This window comes from Shewanella sp. MR-4, from assembly GCF_000014685.1.
In the GTDB taxonomy this organism is placed as follows: domain Bacteria; phylum Pseudomonadota; class Gammaproteobacteria; order Enterobacterales; family Shewanellaceae; genus Shewanella.
On record NC_008321.1, the window covers coordinates 3,053,725 to 3,077,114 of the forward strand.

Annotated in this window: 19 protein-coding genes; 9 read left to right on the forward strand and 10 right to left on the reverse strand. The window is 49.5% G+C overall.

What is annotated here, in order from left to right:
* Positions 1–171: 171 nt before the first annotated feature.
* Positions 172–570 (reverse strand): VOC family protein, encoded by a 399-nt coding sequence (locus SHEWMR4_RS13490; protein ID WP_011623317.1) that lies wholly within the window; start codon positions 568–570, stop codon positions 172–174.
* 247 nt (positions 571–817) lie between these two features.
* On the reverse strand, positions 818–1,420 hold the full coding sequence (locus SHEWMR4_RS13495; protein WP_011623318.1) for a DUF4136 domain-containing protein: 603 nt from the start codon (positions 1,418–1,420) through the stop codon (positions 818–820).
* A 308-nt stretch (positions 1,421–1,728) separates the two neighbouring features.
* Between SHEWMR4_RS13495 and SHEWMR4_RS13500 the strand changes: the two genes are divergently transcribed.
* Both SHEWMR4_RS13500 and SHEWMR4_RS13505 read left to right on the forward strand, forming a co-directional pair.
* Positions 1,729–2,322, forward strand: coding sequence for a LysE family translocator (locus SHEWMR4_RS13500; protein ID WP_011623319.1), 594 nt, complete (start codon positions 1,729–1,731; stop codon positions 2,320–2,322).
* 27 nt (positions 2,323–2,349) lie between these two features.
* A complete protein-coding gene (locus SHEWMR4_RS13505; protein WP_011623320.1) occupies positions 2,350–2,898 on the forward strand; it encodes a DUF1415 domain-containing protein in 549 nt (182 codons plus the stop codon).
* A gap of 137 nt (positions 2,899–3,035) precedes the next feature.
* Here the strand turns inward: SHEWMR4_RS13505 and SHEWMR4_RS13510 are convergent, their stop codons facing one another.
* Positions 3,036–3,458 carry a hypothetical protein gene (locus tag SHEWMR4_RS13510; RefSeq protein WP_011623321.1) on the reverse strand — a complete coding sequence of 141 codons (423 nt, stop codon included), beginning with the start codon at positions 3,456–3,458 and terminating at the stop codon, positions 3,036–3,038.
* A gap of 356 nt (positions 3,459–3,814) precedes the next feature.
* On the opposite strand from SHEWMR4_RS13510, the gene SHEWMR4_RS13515 reads away from it, so the two are divergent.
* The gene (locus SHEWMR4_RS13515) at positions 3,815–5,380 is read left to right on the forward strand and encodes a S8 family serine peptidase (RefSeq protein WP_011623322.1); all 1,566 of its coding nucleotides are present in this window, start codon (positions 3,815–3,817) and stop codon (positions 5,378–5,380) included.
* Positions 5,381–5,458: 78 nt separating this feature from the next.
* Here the strand turns inward: SHEWMR4_RS13515 and SHEWMR4_RS13520 are convergent, their stop codons facing one another.
* The 7 genes from SHEWMR4_RS13520 to SHEWMR4_RS13550 form a co-directional block, all read right to left on the reverse strand.
* A complete protein-coding gene (locus SHEWMR4_RS13520; RefSeq protein WP_011623323.1) occupies positions 5,459–6,289 on the reverse strand; it encodes an SseB family protein in 831 nt (276 codons plus the stop codon).
* 244 nt (positions 6,290–6,533) lie between these two features.
* Positions 6,534–7,820: an acetyl-CoA hydrolase/transferase family protein gene (locus SHEWMR4_RS13525; RefSeq protein ID WP_041408811.1), complete on the reverse strand. Its 1,287-nt coding sequence runs from the start codon at positions 7,818–7,820 to the stop codon at positions 6,534–6,536.
* Positions 7,821–8,058: 238 nt separating this feature from the next.
* Positions 8,059–9,180 (reverse strand): ABC transporter permease, encoded by a 1,122-nt coding sequence (locus tag SHEWMR4_RS13530; RefSeq protein WP_011623325.1) that lies wholly within the window; start codon positions 9,178–9,180, stop codon positions 8,059–8,061.
* Positions 9,170–10,111 (reverse strand): ATP-binding cassette domain-containing protein, encoded by a 942-nt coding sequence (locus SHEWMR4_RS13535; protein WP_049764547.1) that lies wholly within the window; start codon positions 10,109–10,111, stop codon positions 9,170–9,172. Before SHEWMR4_RS13535 ends, SHEWMR4_RS13530 begins: the two co-directional genes overlap by 11 nt.
* Before the next feature lie 95 nt (positions 10,112–10,206).
* A complete protein-coding gene (locus SHEWMR4_RS13540) occupies positions 10,207–11,220 on the reverse strand; it encodes an HlyD family secretion protein (protein WP_011623327.1) in 1,014 nt (337 codons plus the stop codon).
* Positions 11,217–11,918: a TetR/AcrR family transcriptional regulator gene (locus SHEWMR4_RS13545; protein WP_011623328.1), complete on the reverse strand. Its 702-nt coding sequence runs from the start codon at positions 11,916–11,918 to the stop codon at positions 11,217–11,219. Before SHEWMR4_RS13545 ends, SHEWMR4_RS13540 begins: the two co-directional genes overlap by 4 nt.
* A 228-nt stretch (positions 11,919–12,146) precedes the next feature.
* Positions 12,147–12,494 (reverse strand): hypothetical protein, encoded by a 348-nt coding sequence (locus SHEWMR4_RS13550; protein WP_011623329.1) that lies wholly within the window; start codon positions 12,492–12,494, stop codon positions 12,147–12,149.
* Positions 12,495–12,992: 498 nt separating this feature from the next.
* Between SHEWMR4_RS13550 and SHEWMR4_RS13555 the strand changes: the two genes are divergently transcribed.
* The 6 genes from SHEWMR4_RS13555 (at position 12,993) to SHEWMR4_RS13580 (ending at position 23,294) form a co-directional block, all read left to right on the forward strand.
* Complete coding sequence (locus tag SHEWMR4_RS13555) at positions 12,993–13,850, forward strand: hypothetical protein (protein ID WP_011623330.1); 858 nt, start codon at positions 12,993–12,995, stop codon at positions 13,848–13,850.
* Positions 13,851–13,860: 10 nt separating this feature from the next.
* Entirely contained in the window at positions 13,861–15,189 is a 1,329-nt protein-coding gene (locus SHEWMR4_RS13560; protein ID WP_011623331.1) for a DUF4785 domain-containing protein, read from the forward strand.
* A gap of 389 nt (positions 15,190–15,578) precedes the next feature.
* On the forward strand, positions 15,579–18,770 hold the full coding sequence (locus SHEWMR4_RS13565; protein ID WP_011623332.1) for a winged helix-turn-helix domain-containing protein: 3,192 nt from the start codon (positions 15,579–15,581) through the stop codon (positions 18,768–18,770).
* Positions 18,771–18,820: 50 nt separating this feature from the next.
* Positions 18,821–19,198, forward strand: a complete 378-nt coding sequence (locus SHEWMR4_RS13570) for a DP-EP family protein (RefSeq protein ID WP_011623333.1) — start codon at positions 18,821–18,823, stop codon at positions 19,196–19,198.
* Positions 19,199–19,524: 326 nt separating this feature from the next.
* Positions 19,525–20,544: a diguanylate cyclase gene (locus tag SHEWMR4_RS13575; protein WP_011623334.1), complete on the forward strand. Its 1,020-nt coding sequence runs from the start codon at positions 19,525–19,527 to the stop codon at positions 20,542–20,544.
* A 59-nt stretch (positions 20,545–20,603) separates the two neighbouring features.
* Positions 20,604–23,294, forward strand: coding sequence for an FAD-binding protein (locus SHEWMR4_RS13580; RefSeq protein WP_011623335.1), 2,691 nt, complete (start codon positions 20,604–20,606; stop codon positions 23,292–23,294).
* The last annotated feature ends 96 nt before the right edge of the window (positions 23,295–23,390 follow it).

Consider the following 23,390-nt stretch of genomic DNA (forward strand, 5'->3'; position numbering starts at 1 on the left):
GCACACTCATTGCTCTTATTGCAAACCCGTGAGATGAGCCAAGTGAAGCGGCTAAATAGCTTGATTTGGCATAGAAGCGTTGTGCAAAGCTTAAGAGCCCCACGCAACGCTCGCCATTCTTGGATAAGCCTGAGGTAGATGAGATTGAAGCAATCGAACTGAGGCTTTGCCCTAACCAGGCTGCGCCGTCATATAAACAAGTTCCCAGATATGTCCATCGGGATCTTCAAAGGCATGACCGTACATAAATCCTTGATCCTGCGCTTGACGATAGGCTTTGCCGCCATGTTGCTCTGCGAGCTTGACCAAGTGATCGACACGCTCTCGACTGTCGCAGTCTAGGCAATTGAGCACTTCTGTCGTGGTGCGGGCATCGGCAATAGCCTTATCGGTAAAACCAGCGAAAAAAGGCTTCGCCAGCAGCATCACATAAATATTGTCGGCAATCACCACGCAAGCAGCCTGCTCATTGCTGTATTGCTCATTGATACCAAATCCTAGGCCAGCGTAAAAAGCCCGAGATTGTTGAACACTTTCAACCGCTAAATTAACAAAGATACTTTGTGCCATCATAACCTCCCTTTATAAATCCTCTGCGGACGTCACATCCTGTCCTGTAAAAATACCTGTAACTGTAAATAGCTTAGAGAACAGTCTAGTCAATCATTACGGCATCCTAAACCTATGTTCCCACAAGAGCATAAGGCGAGTATCTTACTCGCCTTATGGGGATACCTTATGACAGTGATCTTAAGATTTCAGCCTTAAGTCTGTCAGTTTATAAGAGTCAGTTTGGAACCGAGCTGGGATAACCGCACTATTGCACCGCATGGGTGACGGGCAGCGATAACAGCATTTCATCGATTAAACCATCGAAGCGGGCCTTAACTTCGTCCATATCTTTAATGTTGGCAAAGCCTTGGGCAAGGACTCGCCAGACCATTTCGGTGGGTTGGCCTGCGACTCCCGTCGGCTTAAAAAAGCTAATCAGCACTGAGCCTTTATCGTACTTTTTAGGGTCAACACCTTGATTCGACAACCCAGGCACTAGGCCTGCGGCGGCGAGTATCTGCTCATCCGACATTTGTGTGCCCATGGCAACGCCAAACCCCACTTGAAAGTCAGCAAGCTGCGGATCTTCGACCCAGCGATAACCTTTTGTCAGCAGTACTTTTTTCAGCGTATCTTGCATATGCTGCTGCACTTGCTGCTTATCGAGCCTGCGGTCAACAAAGATCTTCTGTAGGGTGGGATGCCAGGTATAGGTCATGGCACTCGGCGGTAATTGACTCAAATCCCCCGAAGTCACAATCGTGGTTCGCAGCGCCTGCGAATCATCCACACTCACACAGGCCGTCAGCGCGGCCAAACTGATGGTTAATAGCGTCAATAAACGCCCAATGGTTTGTGATAAATACATGCTCTTTCCTTTATTGCGATTTTTACAGCTTAAGGATAGTTGCTATTTCTCAGACTGAAAGTCGATATGCATCATTGTGTTAAATCATGGTCATCGACAAGGATTGCGGCAAAATAGCAGCAAGGCACTCAACTCCGGCCAATGCGTTATGATTTGTTACTTTATAAAGCCCGCAGGGCGTATAGGCGCGGCCCAATTTACCCGCTAGAATGCCTCGCCTAGCGTCTGTACCGACTCGTGCCACTAGGCGACAAATTCAGTCACAATCACAATGCCAAAAACGACAACAAAAGGTGTGAAATAGATCTATGGAGTTAATACTCGCTATCGCGTTGTTTGCCTTCTCATCGGGGATCACCCCAGGGCCTAACAACATTATGTTGATGACCTCGGGGGTCAACTTTGGCGTTAAACGTAGTATTCCGCATCTGATGGGGATTAGCCTTGGATTTCCTACTATGATCCTCGCCATCGGCCTAGGCTTAAGCGCCCTATTTCAAGCCTATCCGATTATCCACCAAGTGATTAAAGTGATTGGGATTGTGTATCTCCTGTACCTATCGTGGCTAATTGCCAACAGCAGTAGCAAGATGGAGGGCAAGAGCATCGCTAAACCCTTTAGCTTTTTGCAAGCCGCAGCATTTCAATGGGTTAACCCCAAAGGCTGGATTATGGCCGTGGGCGCGATTGCCACTTTTACCTCGGTGCAACAGGATCTCACACCGCAAGTAGTTACTATCGCCACAGTGTTTTTATGTGTGGCCTTTCCCTGCGCCGTGGTATGGCTTGGGTTTGGTGTGGCGCTTAAACGTATTTTGAAAAACGAGCGCCAGCAGAAGATCTTTAATATCACTATGGCCATCTTGCTTGTGGCGTCTATCATCCCTATGATCGCCCCCTAATTTTGGCCGTAAGAGTTAAGCACTAGCATGAATGAGATAGATCTGATCATTGAACAAACCGATAACTGGGTGAAAAAAGTGATCATGAAATACAATATTTGCCCCTTCGCCAGACGTGAGGTCGAGCGCGGCAGTATTCGCTATCTCGTTGTTGAACAAACCAAAGTCAAGCTAGTGCTTAAAGCCTTGATTGAAGAATGCCAATATCTAGATGCCCATCCCGAAGCCGAAACCACGCTGTTTATTCTGCCGCGGGGTTTTGAGGGCTTTTACACTTACCTCGATCTCGTCGATATGGCGAACGACGCCTTATTCGACAACGACTATGAAGGCGTGTATCAACTCGCGCATTTTCATCCCGACTATTGCTTCGAGGATGAACCACAGGATTCTGCGGCCAATTTTACCAACCGCGCCCCCTACCCAACCCTGCATATAATTCGCGAGGCCAGTATGGAGTTAGCCCTTGCTAACTACAACGACCCCGAATCGATTCCCGAGCGCAATATTCAATTTTGTGAGCGTAAAGGCAGCGAATTTTTTATTAAATTACTCGCAGAGTGCATGGGGAAATAGCTTTTATTTCAAAGCTATAAACTCAACAACGTCTAAGCATAGGCTTTGGGAAAGACGCGCCGCTTTACACCCAATTACAGGATTTGTGCGCTCCATTTCTCATTGCCATAGCGACGATTCTTATAGCTATCGATACGTCATTCATCGGCCTTTTTAAGGACGATAAACAGATACTCATCTTCGAAGTGAGTGTTGGTTTTGATATAGATTTCGGCTCTGCGCTTATGTTTGAAGTTAACGAGCAGCCCAAGGGGATAATTGCAGCCATTAAACTTTGAAGGAAAGCCAAAGGAATGGTGCATTTTACCACCGTAAACACGGGGCTTATCGGTACAAAACGTATCGAATAAGGGGGAGATTTGTTCATTGAGCAGTGCAAACCAGTCGGTTCGCTCTGTATAGTGAAACTCAGTTTCGGGTAGAGCCTTTCTTAAGGCGTCTTCCTCTGCTTGCAGTTTGGCATAGAGATTATTTTCGATCTCATTCCAGCTTTGGCTGAAAGATAACACACGCTGTGTTAAATACGCTTTTAATTCAATGTCATCCATATCGATTATCACGTCCCCTCCTTGGGGTACAGGCGACGACACTATAATCAAACGGCCAGTTCATCACAAGCCTTGGCTCTAGATATCACCGAACAAAATACTAATTAAAATTCAAAAACTTAAATTATTTTACGCAGAAAATATTCCTCTAAATTTCGCTGCGTTTTCCTCTCCAATAATTGTCATTCTTTGTTTACAGCTCAAAATGTTTACAAATTGCTACTTTTGTTATTTATTTGTTAAATACAAATTCCTGTGTTAGGTTGAAATCGCCTAAGTCAGCAGACGCCCGTCTGTCCATAGGAGCGCAAGTAGATGCTCCGTGTCGCTTAGGTCTTACAACCTTGATAACAAATGGAGCAAGCACAATGAAATTAACCAAAATCGCGAGTGCCGTTATTGCCTTATCTGTGGGCGTTATTGCCCAAGCCCATGCCGACGATAATCGTTATGTCATCCAAGTAGAAGCGGGTCATGCAGGCATTGTGAAGGCACTGGCTAAAAAATTAGGTGCTGAAATCAATCTTGAAGGGGATGAATTTATTGCAGCGACTTTTACCGGTAAAGATCTCGCCCAAGTAAAAGGCCTGCTAAACAATCCACATATCACCCTGATTGAAGAAGACGTTCGCCGTCATCCTATGGCGTTGTATAACGACGATGCGGGCAATCCAATGACCCAGCAAGTCACGCCGTATGCGGTATATCAATCCCATGCCAACGAAGTGACCTTTAACCCAAATGCGGGCATGAAGGTGTGTATTATTGACTCTGGTTTAGATAGCTCAAACCCTGACTTTAACTGGAACAACATCACTGGCGACAGCGACCCAGGCACGGGTAACTGGTTCCAAAATGGTGGCCCACACGGCACTCACGTAGCGGGTACTATTGGTGCGGCAGACAACAATATCGGTGTAGTCGGTATGGCGCCAGGCGTACCTATGCACATCGTAAAAGTATTCAACGCATCGGGCTGGGGTTACTCCTCTGACTTAGCCTATGCAGCCAACAAATGTAGCAATGCTGGCGCTAAGATCATCAGCATGAGTTTAGGTGGCGGCGCAGCTAACAATACTGAAAAGAATGCCTTCGACGCCTTTACTGCGGCGGGTGGTTTAGTGGTCGCGGCAGCGGGTAACGACGGTAACTCAGTGCGCTCTTATCCAGCAGGTTATCCATCTGTCATGATGATCGGTGCTAACGATGCCAACAATAACATTGCCGACTTCTCCCAATACCCAAGCTGCGTGAGCGGTCGTGGTAAAAAAGCCGTCAACGATGATGGCATCTGTGTTGAAGTTACCGCCGGTGGTGTCGATACCCTTTCAACCTACCCAGCAGGCATGGCAACGGCGTCAACCTTAACTGCCGATGGCGCGACAGTTGCGTCATCAGCGATGGAAAACCCAGGTTCAGCCACAGGCAATACCTACTTTATGGGCACGGCTCAAGCCGTGGATTCTGGCGCGAACGGTAAGATTTGCGTAATCGATCGCGGCGTGATTTCCTTCCACGATAAAGTACTTAACTGTGAAAACTCAGGCGGTGTCGGCGCAATCGTTATCAACAACGTCGCGGGCATGCTCTACGGCACTTTGGGTGATACCAACGCCACCACCATTCCTGCAGTTGGCGCAGCTTTCGAAGATAGAGCGAGCCTAATCGCTGCACAAAACGCAACGGTTTCAATCGATTCGGTTGACTACGGCTTTATGAGCGGTACTTCAATGGCGACACCAGCAGTATCGGGTATGGCGGCACTGGTATGGTCTAACCATTCACAATGTACTGGTACACAAATCCGTAAGGCACTCAAAGCGACAGCGATGGATGCGGGCACTGTGGGCAAGGATAACTACTTCGGTTATGGTATCGTCAACGCGAAAGCGGCCGATGCTTACCTCACCACCTATGGCTGCTCTGGCAAATAGTATTTAGCCAAGATAATCAGCCAAGGTAATCCCAATAAAAAACCAGCACTTGTGCTGGTTTTTTATTATCGACAAGGTTTACTTAAACCAACCTTTGATACTGCTCAGCAGTGAGCGGCTGTAAAAAGGCGCGCTCTTGGCTTGGCAAAATGTAACAATAGGCTCGACGCTGTCGCCATGTAAATGGTGCACCTTAATGGGCCAGCTGTCCTGCCCCAGTTGACGCTCGAGCGACTTCACATCGCCACGAATACGATTAAAATCCGCTGAGTTTTCAGCGGGTAACTGGATCACTAGACTTAAGGCGTGGTCCGACGTACTTCGTATAAAATCCAAGCGTGACGATTCCAACAGATAGGCCTTCTCGACGGCTTTATAGTTCGACAGCAACGCTTTGAGCTGGGCGAAATGGGGATACTCATGGGGCTCGATATTGCCAAATAGCGAGAGCGCGCCCCTGTGCTCCACCAACTCAAGCTGTGATGACAGCATCAAGCGTACTTCGTGTGCATCCAAGGATTTCGACATATTGCTGTTAGGATTCAGCGCCATATCGCTCCCCGATTGCAGCAACACTTGGAACAGCGTCTCGGCATCGAGCGTCATCACCCCATGGTGCGCAGTGCCTTCGCTCTTCATCAATTCGATGGCCTTATCGACGGCGGTTTGAGATGTGAAAATCGGCGTAAAAGGATGATCACTGCCATCCTCGAGGGGGACATACCACTGGGTGATGCCGATAGCCATCGCACCCTCACCCGCCTCGGGCGCCTCAGTGCTACTCTCACTCAAGATAAACAGGGTTGATTGGCTAAGCTTTTGATAAAACTCGGCCGCATACAGATTGTCTTGGAGGGCCTTCACAAAAATTTGTTCGAGTGGGGTTGTCGCTTCTAGGGTGTACAACATTGGCAAACTTCCTGTTATTAAGCGGCTCAGTCCTTTACTATCAAAGAGTTAAAAATAATTTTTAGCCATTCGATTCACACTGACCAGATTAAATCGCATGGGCATGGTAAAACATTGAGGGCGTCGAATCGAGCAAAACATCCCACAATTGGAATTAAAGCAGGCACTTAGTACTGTACCGAGCCTGCGCAGTCGCAAACTCGGCACTCACTGACTCGGCAATTAGGGACAAGGCAAGGATTGATTAGAGGCTTAATCCCCACACCTCGAAGGCATCGCGGCAAAGCTGCTCACGAAAATCCGGATGGGCGATGTTGATCAGCGCCTGCGCCCGCTCGCGCAAGGAGCGGCCACGCAGGTTCGCCGCGCCATACTCGGTCACTATGTAATGCACATGGGCACGCGTCGTCACAACCCCTGCACCTGGCGATAACACAGGAGCAATGCGGGAAATCTTGCCGCCCGAGGCGGTACTTGGCAAGGCAATCACTGAGCGGCCACCTTCGGAGAGCCCTGCGCCGCGAATAAAGTCCATCTGCCCGCCAACACCCGAATAAATCTTAGTGCCTATCGAATCGGCGCAGACTTGGCCAGAAAGATCGACCTGCAATGCCGAGTTAATCGCCATCACATTGGGGTTTTTACGAATGATGGCAGTATCGTTCACCTGCTCGATATCCATAAAGATAACAGCAGGATTATCATCCACATAGTCGTATAACTTCTGGCTACCTAAGGCGAAACCTGTGACCAGTTTTCCGGGGTAAAAACGTTTCTTGCTGTTGTTAATCACACCCTTTTCGACCAACTGCAAAATCCCGTCAGAAAATAGCTCGGTATGCACGCCTAAGTCTTTATGCTCGGTCAGGCAAGAAAGTACCGCATCGGGAATCGCGCCAATGCCCATCTGCAAACAATCACCATCGCGCACTAATTCGGCCACATTTTTACCTATCGCCAAACTCACGGCATCGCCGGTGGCAAAGGCATGAATGGGTAAACTGGCGCTCTGTTCATACACGGCGGCGAAACGGTCGATATGAATAAAACCATCGCCGTGGGTGCGTGGCATTTGCGGGTTGATATGGGCGATAATTTTACCCGCCACTTGGCAGGCGGCTAAGGTGGCCTCCACCGAAATCCCTAAGGAACACATGCCGTGTTTGTCGGGCGGCGACACTTGGATAATCGCGGTATCGATTTTTTGCTCGCCGCTGCGGAACAGTTTAGGCACTTCCGAGAGGAAAATCGGCACATAGTCGGCGTCACCGCTTTGTAATAACGGCCGAGTCGGCACTCCACCAAAGAAACAACGATGGCGCAAATGACCACGCAAATCGGGATGACTTAAGGATTCGGCGCCTTCGGTATGTAGCTGTAATAAGGTGAGATTTTCAAGGGTGAGCGCATGTTTTGCCAGCGCATCCAATAAGACTCTGGGGGTCGCCCCCATGGAATGGGTCCACAGAGTTTCGCCACTTTGAATGAGCGATACCGCTTCGAGGGCACTTTGACACACAATCGCAGGCATACTGAATTCCTTCGCTAAACTGATCCCCATCCCTTTGCGCATCTTGTGGCGAGGATGCGCCACACGCTTCGCGTCTCCACTCCCCCAAGGGATCCACAAAGCCAATACCGCAAAGGAACATTTTATTAGCAGCAGTGTAAGCGAGTTCTAAAGTAACTAACATCCATTTCAACGACTTAGTCCGATTCTTTACCAATACTTTGCGTTAAGTCAAAACTCACGCCCAAAGCGAGAGCCGTTAATCCAAACGTTTGGAGAATCGCAGGCTTGCCACCAGCAGCCCTAGACAGGTAAAGCCAATCATCCACAGCGCATCAAATTGCAAGTCACTCACCTCGGCATCCCTCAGCACAATCGCGCGGGACATACGCATAAAGTGCGTCGCGGGTAACGCCTCGGCAATCCACTGCGCCGCCACGGGCATGGCCTCGTAGGGAAACATAAAGCCCGACAACAGAATCGACGGCAGCAGGATAAACACCGTCATCTGCATCGACTGTAACTGGGTTTTCGCTATGGTCGAAATCACTAGGCCTAAGGTCAAACTGGCGCAGATAAACAGCATGGCCGCCAGCGCAATCGAGTCCAAACCGCCGCGGATCGGCACGGCAAACAGTAAATGTCCGGCGGTGAGAATAATGGCCAATTGCACAAAGCCCACTAATACATAAGGGGTGATTTTCCCAAGCATTAGCTCGAGTGGCCTCACCGGCGTGGTGATTAAAAACTCCATATTGCCCTGCTCACGCTCGCGCACAATCGCGGCCGAGGTAAACATCACCATGGTCATAGTCAAAATGACCCCCAAGAGGCCGGGGACGATATTCACCACAGAACGCTGCTCAGGGTTAAAATACTGCACCACCTCAAAACTGGGGGGATTCGATTTGACCGCCCTGCCCGCAATTTCATCCAGTGGCATTTGCCTTAAACTGCGAATGGTGGAGGCGACCACAGTATCCGAGCCATCTACCAACCATTGCCCCACAGGCTCGGCAAAATAGGCCTGCCCCGCAAAGGCGGGATGTCGCACTAAACGCTCGTCGAGATCGGCGCCTAAATACAGCACGGCTTTCACTTCGCCCCGAGTGATGGCCGCATCCGCCTCGGCGGCACTCAAATACCGATGTTTAAAATCAACGACTTGAGTCGCTTCTACCGCCTTGACCAAGGCGAGGCTATAGGCGGAATCGCTTAAGTTCACTAAACCTGCGGGCAAATGGCGCGCATCGGTGTTGATGGCATAGCCAAACAGCATCAACTGCACTAAGGGGATCATCACTATCATGCCGAAGGTCATGCGATCCCGCGATAGCTGCCTGAGTTCTTTGACGACCACGGCCCAAATTCTACGTAGCATCTTGAGCCTCCACTGTCGTGGCCTGACTGCCGTTTGGCGGTGTTAGCTGGGCACGTCCGCCCGTGCAAGTGACAAACACATCCTCAAGGCTTGGACGCACCTCGGTCAGCGCCCGCCCCGCAACCCTTGGGCTTAACCAAGCCAGCGGATCTGCAATCGAACTTTGCACCAATACCCGTAAACGACTGCCAATCTGCGCCGCCGATAACACATTGGCGTCGCTGATAAGCGACTGTTTAAGCTTACGTAAATCCTCCCCCGACACTTCAATGACCCGCGCACCCATGGCCGCCATGAGTTGTTGCGGCGAGCCGTCGGCGCGTTTTATCCCGCGCTCTAAAATCGCGAGACCATGGCAACGCTCGGCCTCATCCATATAGTGGGTCGAGACTAAAATCGTGGTGCCTTGGGCACAGAGGTCGAACAGCCGTTCCCAAAACTCGCGGCGATTTTCAGGGTCTACCGCCGACGTCGGCTCATCGAGAAATAACAGCTCGGGGTGATGTAAGGTCGCGGCGGCTAAGGCTAAACGCTGCTTTTGCCCGCCACTCATGGAGCCCGCCATTTGCTTCTCGCGCCCCGCCAAATCGTAAAGGCTTAATAGCTCGGCCAAACGCGCCTTGGTTTGGCGACGATTCAGCCCATAAATTTGTGCCACAAACTCAAGGTTTTCCCGCACCGACAAATTGTCGTAGAGGGAGAATTTTTGCGTCATATAGCCAATGCGGCGGCGCAGTTTTTCCTCGGCGCCGGGCAAGGTTTCGCCCAGCACCCGAATATCCCCCGAGGTTGGACTCAGCAGTCCAGTTAACATCCGAATAGAGGTCGATTTACCGCAACCATTGGGGCCTAAAAATCCATAAATCGTGCCCTTAGGGATAGCTAAATCGAGATCTTCGACCGCATTGATGCCACCGAAGGCGCGGGTCATGCCGCGGGTTTCGATAGCAAACTCAGTAGCCGCGTTTGATGTTTCTGCCGCTGATGTCCCAGCGACGGATATCCCTGCTGAAGCCTGTTGAGCACTCATGGCAGCAGTACCTCAAGGGCCATTCCCGTGGGTAAATCCTCTCCCTCTGGCGCAATATCGATATCGGTGAGATACATCAGTCGTGCCCTATCACGTTCATTTAACGCATAAAAAGGGGTGTAAGCCGGTTGACTGCGAATATTACGCACAGTGCCTGCAATAGGCTGGGTGCGGCCATCGACAAGGATCTTCACTTGGTTCCCCGCCTTGACCCTATCGAGCCAAGTTGCTGGCAGATATACCCGCACATAGGGATGCTCAATTGCCAATAAACCAATGAGTTGACTACCTGCGGCCACCCTGTCGCCCACCCGCCAAGGTAAGGTATCCACCACTGCGGGTTTCGCCGCTACTAGGCTTAAATCCTTGAGAGCTTTTTGCTCCTGCGCCACGCCAGCCATGGCCGCCTCGACTGCGGCTCTGGCTTGCTCGAGTTGCTCACTACGGGTACCGTTTTGCAGCAGTCTTAGGCTCTGCTCGGCTTCGGCCTGCTTGGCAAGGCTGGTATCACGCGCTGCGCGCGCCGCATCTAAGTCCGCTTGGCTGAGCACCTTAGTCTTAAATAGCTGTTGCGTACGCTCAAAATTCTGCCGCGCCTCTTTCACGCTGGCATTGGCGCCATCAAGGGCCGCGCGGGCTTTATCTATGTCTTCCGAGCGAGCCCCCGTCACGGCTTCCTCCAGCTTGGCCTGCGCCTGTTTAAGCTCGGCCTGACGCTGGCCAAGGCGCGCCTGAGCGGCTGTACTATCCAGCTCGAGTAATACTTCTCCCGCCTGCACTTGCTGGCCTTCAACTACATTAATTCGATTAATCAGCTCCCCCACAGGCGCGGTGAGGGTTAACCTGTCACGCTCGACGGTGCCCAGCACGCGGGGCGATTCATCGCCGCAGGCCGTCAATTGCAGTAACAGCGCCGCGCCCAATAGACTCGCCAGCAGCTTGCCCCATCCTCGGGAAGAAGGTTGCCGCGTCTTAACTGACCTAACTGTTAACCTATTGGTTAAAATCATAATTCACTCCTAGGTTCACGCATCACCCCCTGCGTAAATACCTGCATATTGTGCAGCGCTAACCGTTGTAAATCCGTGCCACTGGTACTAAAGAGGCCAAACTGACGCATTAATACCGGAGGCGCGATCAGCGGAAACACCATCAAACTGACAAAACTGAGGCGCACAAAATTCGGATCTAGCCCCTCCTTGAGAATGCCTGCGCTAACAAATGAGGCTTCGAGCCATTGGCGCGAGAGGGACAGCATTTGCTCAAACACAGACAGCATGATCCGATAGGCTTCGGTGCCATCACTCTCCTGCAGCACACGGACAATCAATCGCGGTAATCCGGGGTTGGGCGCCATCACCCGATAATAGGTTTGCATTAAATCGCCCACATTATTAGGCGCTTGCGCCGTGGACACTTCTCGTAAACGGGTAATTACAGGCTCGAGGGTTTCGCGCACCATCTGCTCAAACAGCCCAGCCTTAGAACCAAAGTAATAACGGATAAGCGCCGCATCCACCTCGGCTACTCGGGCAATTTCACGGGTCGACACTGTGGGATAGCTGCGTTCACTAAAGAGGCTGACGGCGGCGGTGATCAGCCGTTGGCGCGCATCTGAGTTACCCTTAGGGCGGCCTGCCGCCTGAGAGGTGTCGGCATGGGTAGCAAATGGAACCACCCCACGGGGGCGGCTGGGAATAAGCGACATAACCAGCTCCAGCAGAATTCATCTATTGATGAATATACTGAAAAGCTGCTGGAAAAGGCAGCAGTTAAATTCCTCATTTTGATTCAAATTGAGGAATTTAACCTAAAAGGCTTAAGGTAGAGGTTTCAGCCGCTTAAGCCACTTTTACCTCTCACTGAACGGCTTAAACGCAGGAATTGAGTTTAAGCTTAAGGCTCAGGCTTGAAGGCTGATATTTTAGCCTACAGCTTACGCCCCTTTAACGATGGCGCTTAAACGTGCGATAAATTGCTGCACAGCTTCAAGGGTATCGAAACTAAACGCCAATCCGTAGTGGGTTTCGTTAAGGCTCTTATGTAAGCGCTTGGGAAAACGCGTCATTTCCGCATTGTGGTAATAGTCATACTTGGCATGTACGCCCGCTAAGGTGGCTAACTCGCTGGAAAACACCTCAAAGGCCGGGCGAATAATCAGCTGCGCGGTTTTGCCCTCCATATGCAGATAAAATGCTTCCTTGGTTTCCGGCAACATATATTCGGTAATGCTCTTCACCGAAAAATTGCTGCGACAATTTAGCTCGGTTAAACAGCGGCTCATTTCCTGTTGTGTAATAGCCAAAAGTGCCTCCTGAAAGTGTAAACATCTTGATATACAGAACAATAAACTGATTAGCCTATCAGTGTTAATAAAAATAATTTCCCACAGCTTTGGATAAATTTAAACAGCTTAATACGCCATGCGTTTTATTAGCGTTTACTGATCAAGTAATTAGCGTGTTCCTCCCCCCTATTAAAACACAGTCAAAAGATTGTCGCCATGTCATTAAATTGTATGGTGAATTTTTGCTTGCCAGCAGAAAATGTTGCAACTAGGTTAATAACCCTGAGTGGAAGTCGGGCCAGTTTAACCCCCGATGCTAAAGCCTAGTAATGATGTGTTTTCGGCTTCCATTCCCAAGGTTTCGCCGTATTGATTAAACCTGACAAACGCTTGCCATGCCGAACGCTGCAACTTAACGCCATTCACCCGACACTCAATGGCCGTTAGCAATGGACTGCAAGGCCGTGCTCAATCACTAAGAGATGAGAAACACCCATGAAGATAAAAAACACCTTAATGCTCTTGGGTCTGTTAGCTGTCAGCCCCGCGGTATTTGCTGCAACAGGTATCGCCTTTGTCCACGGAACGGGGCACCAAACCAATGCGTTAGCCGACTATTGGACGTCGGAGTTTGTTAACTCGGTGCGCCAAGGGATCCCCGTTCCCAATAATTACACTGTCATCAACTGTGACTTCGACCAATATATGTGGGAAGAAACGGCCGCAGGCTGTCTTGCCACTCAGCTCAATAGCTTTATTCAAGCGAAGAATATTGATGATTTAATCCTGCTCACCCACTCCAATGGCGGCAATGTGGTGCGCTGGATTTTATCCAACCCCACCTGGGACAGCCGTTATCCAGCGGTGATCAAAGCCACCTCCAGAGTCATCGCCCTCGCCCCCTCGAGTGGCGGCACGCCGCTGGCCGATGCGGTCAATCAAGGCAATGTGTTCGAAACCAGCCTAGGTTGGCTCTTAGGTTATGGCAGCAATGCGGTCAAACAGCAGCAAGTCGGCTGGATGGCAAACTACAACAACACTTGGCTCTATGGCACCTCGGGTCGGCCAAGTTTAGGTAAACCCTTCGAGGTGGTTGTCGGTTCGGATGTGGATTCTGCCATTTGGGACAGCGACAGCTACTGCGCTGGCTATCAATATCAGGTCGCCCTCGAAACCACCCAAAACTGGCTCGATAGCTGCTCCGACGGCTTCTTAAATTGCAGCTCGCAAAAAGCCGCAGGCACAGTCTGGTTTACCGATAAACAAAAGACCCGAGGCCAAGAACCGTTAAGCCATCAGCAGAGTCGCCGTGCCTGCTTTAACTTAGACACGCTGATCCGCAACCATATTTAAGGAGCCTAACATGCAACCTTTTACACTCCGCACCTTAAGCAAAATGGTCAGCCTCGTTATCTTAGGTAGCCTGCTCGGTGCCTGTCAGGATGAGGCGCCCGCGCCAGAGCCACAAAAAGAAGCCAGCCCAATGTATGCCAAGGGCTTAACCTTAGCCGCGCCGACACAGAGCGACCTTGTCGATACTAATATCGCCTCGCCAACCCTCGCGCCGATTAATACCAGTACCGATTACGTCAGCTTTATCACCCCGCTCTACGGCGAATACCAAGCCAGTCAGCCCATGCTTGAGCAGGCAAGCCAGAGTGATGAGTATTGGCTTAATGTCACCGGCGCCGATCTAAATGCTGGCGTGCAGCTCAATTTGAGCCAAGCGGGCAGCTTAGTGCGGATTGCGCCCCGCGGCGATGTCAGCACAGGCGCCTTAATGCATGCCGATGTCGTTTCCCCCGAGCGGGTGCAAATTAAGCGGATAGGCCAAACGCCGCAGGGGAAAAACGCCAGCCCACAAGCCACGGAATCCTTGGTTAAATCGCTGGTGAGCGCCGACGCCTTAGCCAGCGCAGGCTTAGCCGATGACTCCAGTGCCCTGCAAATGTCTGAAAAGGCCACGGCCGGAGAATATCGCCTGCAAGTCAGCCAGCCCTTAGTCGCTAAGGCCAACTATCTGGTCAACGTGAAGGAAAAAGGTTCGCCCTATCAACTGAGTATCAAGGCGCCCGGCGCAATTGCGGCCGATGCCCAAACGGTTGGGGTAAAACTCGCCTTAAGCCAAAGCGATAATCAATTTGCGCCTCAAGCCAAACTCAAGCAAGCCGATGGCACAGAGCAAGCGCTGGCCATGGTGAAACAGGGGGATGAATGGCAGGCTTTAGTGCCCGCAGACTTACCCCTTGCCAGCAGCAATGCGGGGCTGAGTGAAATCGAAGTCACAGTCCAGACTCAGGTCGATGGCCGCCCAGTACAGCGCACGGTGAAAACCGCGTTTAAGTCCTATGTAAACTCGGCCAGCATCAAACCCGAAGTGCTAACCGTTTGGGATAAAGGCGTACCGAATCAAGTCAACTTTGAGCTCGATATCGCTGAAGCGGGACGCTTTGGTTTGAGTGGCGTGCTAACGGGCACCAATGCCGAGGGTCAAAAAGTGGCGATTATGCGCACCCAAGCGGCGACTTGGTTAACGCCCGAATCCCCCAAACTCAAGCTGATGTTTGACCCAACGCTCATCCAAGCATCGGGCCTGCAACCGCCCTTTGAACTCAACGAGCTAGAGCTGCAAGACCAAGGGCAAATGGCGCGATTAAGTTTTCAGGCCAACGCACTGGTGCTTACTCGCTAACTCAATTGAACCTAATCCCCACCCTTTTCTCCCTTCGCAACCGCTTTGAGTGCCCACCTTGGGCACTCTTTTTTTTTGAGCACTGTCGCGAACCAGCCACAAGCACCAAAACTTAATAACAAAGGTTGCCGCGCTATAGCTCAAACTCACAATTCTGTGACAAACAGAGTGCCAAACTACGCAATATCATCACAATGACGATATAAAATTTACATTGATTACCTAGGGTTATTCCTTTTAAATAACAAAGGGTCTAGGCATAATGTCAATGTTTTGACGTCATGCGAAATGATGACGCTCAATGTACAAAACGCGCTAACAATAAAAATAACAGCGACTCGCGGCTCCCTATTTCCCGCCTGAGTCGATGCTCAAGCAATGGAAATCCTATGAGTGACAGCACATTTTTTTTGGGTGAATGGCAAGTTAATCCCAGCGCCAACAGCCTGCTTCTGGGTAAACAAGTTAAACAGCTTGAGCCTAAGGCGATGGATGTGTTGTTATTTCTCTGCCAAAACGCCGGTGAAGTGGTCAGCAGCGACGAGATTGTTAGCCATTGCTGGCCGGGAGTCGACACAGGTGATAATCCACTGCACAAAATTATCAACCAGTTACGTCGCGCACTTGGCGATAGTGCCACCGAATCCCGTTACATTGAGACCATTCGCAAACGCGGTTATCGCACCTTAGCCGAGGTGCGTTTTCCCGTCGGCCATGAGGCCAGCGCCACGCCACAAACCTGGCAAGGTGGCTCACCGTTTCCGGGCTTGCAAGCCTACAGCGCCAACTATGCCGACGTGTTCTTCGGCCGCAGCGAACAAATTAGCACGCTGCTGAATCGCATTAGCCAACAAATCCAATTTGGCCGCGCTTTCTGCTTAATTTTAGGCCCCAGTGGTAGCGGTAAATCCTCCTTAATTAATGCTGGTGTATTGCCTAACCTCATGGCCGCCAATGGCTTTAATGGCGTCGGCGTTGTGGCCTATAGCAGCCTCGATTTTGCCGATGTCAGCAAGGGACAACTGCTTACCGATCTAGCCAGTACCATGCTCGACTGGGAACTAAACGACACCCCAGTCTTTGAGGGAATGAGCGCCGATACGCTTGCCGCCAAGCTTGAGCAAGATCCGCAAAGCATTATCGATATATGCAAACAAAGTCTTAAAAATCAGACCTATGCTACGCCACGCTTTGCCTTATTTATCGACCGATTAGAAGTCTTATTATCATCGCCGCTGTTTAGCGATGCCGAGCGCAGCGCCTTTATCGAGCTATTAGAGCGCCTTGCCACTTCCCATGCGGTGTTGATTTTAAGTGCCTGTCGCAATGACTTTTATCCGTTGCTGGTCAATTACCCCAGCCTGATGGCAGGCAAAGCGCGCGGCGCCCATTTCGACTTAGCACCGCCCACTCGCACCGAGCTGCTGCAGATGATCCGCCTGCCAGCCGTTGCCGCCAATTTATCTTGGGAAATCGATAGCGACACCGCCATGCCGCTCGATGAAATGCTCTGTAGCGATGCCGCCAGCAACCCTGATGCGCTGCCTATGTTGCAATACACCTTGCAGGCGCTGTATTTACAACGCAGTGACGATGACAAACTATTGGTCTCTGTGTATCGCACCTTGGGCGGTATCGAAGGCGCTATAGGTAAAAATGCCGAGCAGGCCATCTCCCATTTAACCGAGGCCGAAAAAGCCAGTCTGCCGCGGATTTTGTCCCTGTTAGTCACCCTGCGTGAGGATGAAAAATCCATCACCAGCCGCACCGCCCGCTGGTCACAGTTGCAAAGCGCGGCCGAAACCGCCCTAGTGCAAGCCATGGTCGATAGCCGCTTATTTGTGTCCCATCTGCAAAATGGTGAACCCTGTTTTAGCATCGCCCACGAAGCCCTGCTGCGCCGCTGGCCAAGGGCGACGGCGTGGATCAGCGAACATAACGACAGCCTTAGCATTAAGAGCCGACTACAGCATTTATCCCAGCGCTGGCTAAGCGAAGACAAACACAGCGCCTACTTATTGGCCGAGGGTAAACCCTTAAAAGAGGCTCAAAGCCTTAAGCAAAACCCCTTGTTTGACTTAGACGAGCGGGAAACCGACTTTATTGCCGCCTCCAGCAAACGCGCCACTATGCTGCGTTGGACGAGGCGCATCACAGTCGCCCTGCTGTGCGTACTCACCTTAACCTCAGTCATTATGAGCGTTCGCAGTATCGAAGCCGAGAAGCTGGCCCAGCAAAAACGCCTCGCCGCCGAAGATCTGCTCGGGTTTATGGTGGGTGACTTCGCCGATAAGATGCGCGGCATCGGCCGGATGGACTTACTCGACGGGATCAGCAATAAGGCATTGGAATATTTCACGGATTTCTCCAGCCAAGACGATGAGAAGTACTTAAGTTTCGACGCCCGCTTCCAGCATGGGCAGACCTTAGAGGCCATGGGCGAAGTCGCCTATTCACGCAATAAAATCGATGAAGCCCGCAGCGCCCTACTCGCCGCGCAGGAAAAAATGCTGCCGCTGCTCGAATTGCAGCCAGACAACTTAGCCCTGCTAAAAACCTTAGGTGCCAATGCCTTTTGGTTGGGTCAGCTTAAATATGATGTGAGTGATTGGGCTGCTGCACGTCCTTTTTGGGAACAATATTTACTATACAGTCAAACAATGTATGTCATTGCGCCAGAAGATAAAGATGCGCTAATGGAGCTGTCCTATGCCCATAACTCGCTGGGTTCTGTATCAATGAACCAGCAAGAATTTGCTAAAGCACAGCAAGATTTTGAAGAATCATTACAATTAAAATTATTGGCGCTCAAAAATGTCCCTGAAGATAGCCAACTGATTGCCGATGTTGCCGATACACGTTCTTGGTTAGCGAGTGCATTAACCTCCCTTGGCAATCTCGATACTGCAATCAAGCTCCAAGAAGAAACTCAAAATCAATTACTCAACTATCTAAAACCAAATGATGCCTATATGCGAGATAGATTAGCTAGTACTCTAGGCAGATTAGCTGAATTACTTGAGTACAAAGGCAATTTTGAATCTGCACTTGAAAAATTGTTACAGGCCCAAAACTTCACAGAAAAATCTCTGCTTTTAGACGCTGATAATGAAGTCTGGAAAAGAGATTTGTTCTATATTCGGACAAGAATATTATTTTTAAATAGTTTTATTAACAATCCAAGAGTAAAAGAGACTTCTCAGTCACTTTTAGATTTTTTTGACTCCAACTTTAAATCAATGGACAAACAAAGAAGAGATTACCTATACGCCAACGCATTATTCTCTGTTGCCACATATGAAATTAAAAATAATTCACCTCTCGGCTATGACAGCCTAAAAAAATCAAATACTATCTTCTCTGAGCTAGTAAAAAATGCCCCACAAGAAAGAAAATACATCATTGGTTTCGCAAGAACTAATATGGCAATAGTTGAAGCTAGGATGACAGTAGACAACAAAGAAGAGTATTTAACACTTTGCAAAGAGACCCAAAAAATATTGCAACCATTAATAGAAAAAGATAAGAATCCCGAAATAACCATGCCTTACTTAGACTCAAAGAACTGTCAAGAAAGATAATCTTAACTCCAGAATATAATCAGTAACTGTACTTTAAAGAGGAAAATGAAATGACTACAACACAAGGCTTATCTCAGTTTATTAAAGTGAATGTCACTTTAGAAAATGGCGAACCTGTATTTATTTACACCGATGCCAGCGGTCACCAATGCCCTGGTGATGTCACCATCACTCAAGCTGGTACTGTAACTTACCTACTCAATGACCAAACCGGTAAAGGGCTAAAATTTGTCGGTGTAGGTTTTGTCACCCCATTCGACGAAATCGTCGATGCAGTCACCATCAGCAGCGATGGTATGTTAGTGCAACTTGTTGACCTCGATAGAACCCCTGGTACCACTAAGTTCCAATTTGTATTGAGTAATACAACAAATACCTTATTAGTATTAAGCCCAGATCCGCAAGTTATTAACAAGCCAAATCTATAATTAGAGCGGGACTGCTAAGCAGTCCCCTTTTTTCCCCTTCCACACTCCCTCTGCTTGCCACAGCCAAACGCCTGAGTGTCAATTCCCCCCCTTTTAACCAATTCTTCTTTACAAATTTGCGCATTTTTTCACCTTTACACGGCATTAATCGCGCCGAATCGACGTGAAGATTGCCTTAAATCATTCGGAAGTTAATTTTTTATTCATTTATAAACAACAGGTTAAACCAGAAGGTAAGCAGAAGGTATCTTTTCTTCCACCAGAATAAAGTCATCCTCAGAAAAGCGCCTAGCGCAGATGATTAAAGCTCACGGAGAAAGATAACAATGACAAACTCACCGAAACTGGCTCGCCAACAACCCGCCTTATCCATTGTCGATGATGCTGCATTGCCCGCAACTCAACCTGCAAAGAGTGCCGAGTTACCGCTGAACTTTTTCGAGCATTCTTCCCTCGAGACCATTGAGCTCTTTATTCAACATTTAACTGAAGCCGTGATCTTAGTGAATGCCAATGGCTTTATCCGTTCGTGCAATCAGCGCAGTGCCGAGCTACTCGATTGCCCGCAGGCGACTTTAAAGGGCCAAGACTGGCGCAATTTTTTGACTGAACATCATCAAGCGCGCTATGACAATCTCCTGAGCCACGATGTGCAATTAGGTACCAACTGCGGTCAACCCGTGCAGCACCCAGCGCAGGAAACTACGCTGATCTGCGCCTCTGGCAAGGCCAAAGATGTGGAGTTGTCTATCTCTTATATTCCCAGCCATGAACCTGTGTTTGTGATGGTAATGCACGATTTAACTCAGCATAAGGCGGAAAACCAAAAGCTGCGCAAGTTGGCCGCCACCGACTCCCTCACCCAACTGGCGAACCGTCGCTATTTTGATGAAATGCTGCAACAACACTGGGAAGAATGCACCGCCAAACTGCGCCCTATCAGCGTAGTCATTATCGATGTGGATTATTTTAAGGTGTTTAATGATCAGTTTGGTCATATCCAAGGTGATGAATGTCTTAGAAAAATTGCCAAAGTGATCGCCACTATTGTGCCTATCGACATCGGTCTTGCTGCCCGTTATGGCGGCGAAGAATTTGCGCTGATCCTGCCTAATCACAATGCCAAAATGGCGCTGACCATAGCGCAAAAAATCCAGCAAGGGATTAATAACATTCGCTTTACCGACCAAGGGCTCAGGGATTATGTCTCGGTAAGCGCTAGCCAAGGGATTGCCAGTGAAGTCAATGGCCAGTTCCGTACCTCACTCGCCATGGTGTGCGCCGCCGATACCGCGCTTTACCGCGCCAAGGCCGATGGTCGTGACCGGATAAACGCCTCGCTGTAGGTCGTAGCGATTGCAGCTTAAGCAATTGTCAGGAATGAAATTAAACAAGGATGTTGCCGATGAAAACGCCGAATAAAAACCATAGCACTTCGGATACGTTAATCAACACTGTGGCTCAAGCACAGAGCCAAGAGACAACCGCCTCGATGAATTCACTTTCCTTAACGCCATTGCCCCTCAGTCACACGCTCGATGTATTTACCTTTCAGGCGTGGGTGAAAACCCTGCAGGGCGGGACGGTATTTCAATATTGCGACCAAGCCAATTATCCCAGCTTTATCGTACAAGTTACGCCACTCGGCCATATTGAGATTCGAGTTAATAGCCAGTTATTACAGATTGACACTATTTCCACCTTAGGCGGCTTAAATGATGGTTATTGGCATTTATTATCCATTACCTATCAATACCATGAATTAAGCTGTTTTATCGACGGTGATGAAATCCATTTACAGCAGCATTCAATCCCCTTAACGGATGAGGCCAAATTAAAAGCTGCCACGCAAACCATGAATGCTTTTGATGGTGAAGTTGTTAATATTAATTTGATTGAAACCTGTTTAACCGAAGCCGAAATTTTAGATTGTTATTTACATCCACACCAACAAGCGGCGCTGATTGACAGTAATTTATATATTTATCCTAAAAAACATGCAAAGCATGAACTCCACTTAATGCCAACTCAATTGGCAAGACAGGAAGTCATGCTCATTATTTTTAATGACACCGAATATAGTTTTAATAAGCAGAACTTAAACAGCAACCACTTTAATAAGCAGCTACCCAGTATTATTCCTGCCCATGAACGCTGTGCTTATATGATTGAATCCAGCAGTGATAACTGGCCACATTTTATTTATAAGGCGAATTATCAAGCTAAAGAGAGTGCCGATATCAAACTGAGCTTCGATATTTTAAAATCCCTCACGCCCCATCGCTCGCACATTGATTTACAACTGAGCAATGAACTGGAATTTGATTGCTTTATTAGCCAGTCGACCTCGAGCCGATTAACGGCCGAGATCCGCATCAGTGAAAATGTGGTCACCCGACAAGCTAAGCATTTTATGCGCTTTATTAACGAAGTGCGCAGCCATATTGCCAGCGACCATATCATTACCGATGGCCAGTATTATGCTGAGCAGGATTTTTGGGTGAGCACGGGACAACAGATGTTGGCCTACGAAAAAGCCTGCCAACTGTTTAATCGCCGCTTGCAAAAAAAGCCTCTTGCCATCATCAAATGCCGCAGCAGCCAAGAGGTAAAACTGGTCTATAAAACGGCGGTCGATTATCACCTTGCCATTAGCGTGCGCTCCAGCGGCCATGATCACGAAGGGGAAAGTGGCGAGACCAATAGCATAGTGATCGACTTATCCTCGATGAACAGCATCGAGCTCGATCCCATCAGTGGCATTGTCGCCATTGGGCCAGGTTGTACCATGCAGGCCTTAACCCACTTTCTCGCCCAAAAGGGCTTAATGCTGCCCCACAGCACCAGCGCCTCCCATGCCTTAGCGGGTTTTATTATGGGCGGCGGTTGGGGACCTTGGTGCCGCAAATACGGCATGTGCTGCGAAAGCTTAGTGCAGGCGGAAATCGTGTTGGGCATAGGTGAAACCCAAGTGGTCTCGGCGGCCAATAAGCCCGAACTCCTCTGGGCGCTCAAGGGCGGCGGTGGCCTAAGCTACGGTATTGTCACCCGTTTTTTTGTGCAAACCTTTGCCCTGCCCCCAAGCCTGTTGAAATTTGAGCTGGAGTGGAACCCGTATCAGAAGGACAGCCAACAACTGCAAGAAACCACCCCGACCTTAAGATTATTGGAGCGTTGGGAGCAGATTATTCTGGCCGATAATTTGCCTTGTTTGCTCGGAACTAACCTTAAAATTCAAGCCAAACCCGCCCTGCTGCAAGGAGGAAAACCGCCATTAAACATTGTGACGCAGGCGCCCCAAGAGGCTAAACATAACTGCATCATGTATGGCTATTGGGAGGGCAATCCTGCAAGCCTTGCGCACTTTATTAAGGCCCAGTTTAGTGAGGTCGGTTTAAAACCTAACCGAGTGCAAATGGCGGCCATGGGCGGCTTAACTCAATCCTATGGCGATGAATTGATGGAGAGCTGGAACCGCGAAGCGATTCAGGATTTACAACCCGTCTTAAACCATAGATTGGCTGAACTGCTTAATGATAAGGACATACAACTCTATAAAAATCAGCGGCAACATTCACAGGATCTACTCAGACCCGCGCCCCATAGGGTGACATCACGCTTGGCCCATGCACAGGGGCTAAAACAGGGGCATATTGCGCTTATCGACAGCCTCACCTCACCCCAACTGATTGATGGCAATCGGCAATTAGGCTTGTTTACCTATGTCACCCTAAGCGCAATTGCTGGGGATTTTTATCGCACGCTCAGTGAAGTACAAAAAAGCCAGAGCGCCTTCCCCTACAAGGAGCAGGCCTACATTATTCAGTATCAAGCATGGTGGAATAGTGAACTCCAAGAGCAAGCCTTAATGCAGGTGAACTCTGTGTATCCCCGAGTGAATAAGGCGCTCGACTGGATAGACACCTGCCGCGATGCCAGCATTGCCAATAGCGCTGGCGCCTTTATTAGCTTTAAGGACAATACCATTCCGACTGCACGCTACTTTGGGCAAAATTACCAAATGTTGCAGCAGGTTAAGGCCAGTTATTGCCAAGACCCCTTAAATCATTTTCGCTCGCGTAAGTCGATTGTGTAGCTGAGGATTGATGGCTTGCTAGCGCAGTCAACCCATCAATCTCGGCTTGTGTCGGGCGGTCTGCTTCTTTATCACACCGCGCCAACACAGCGTTCG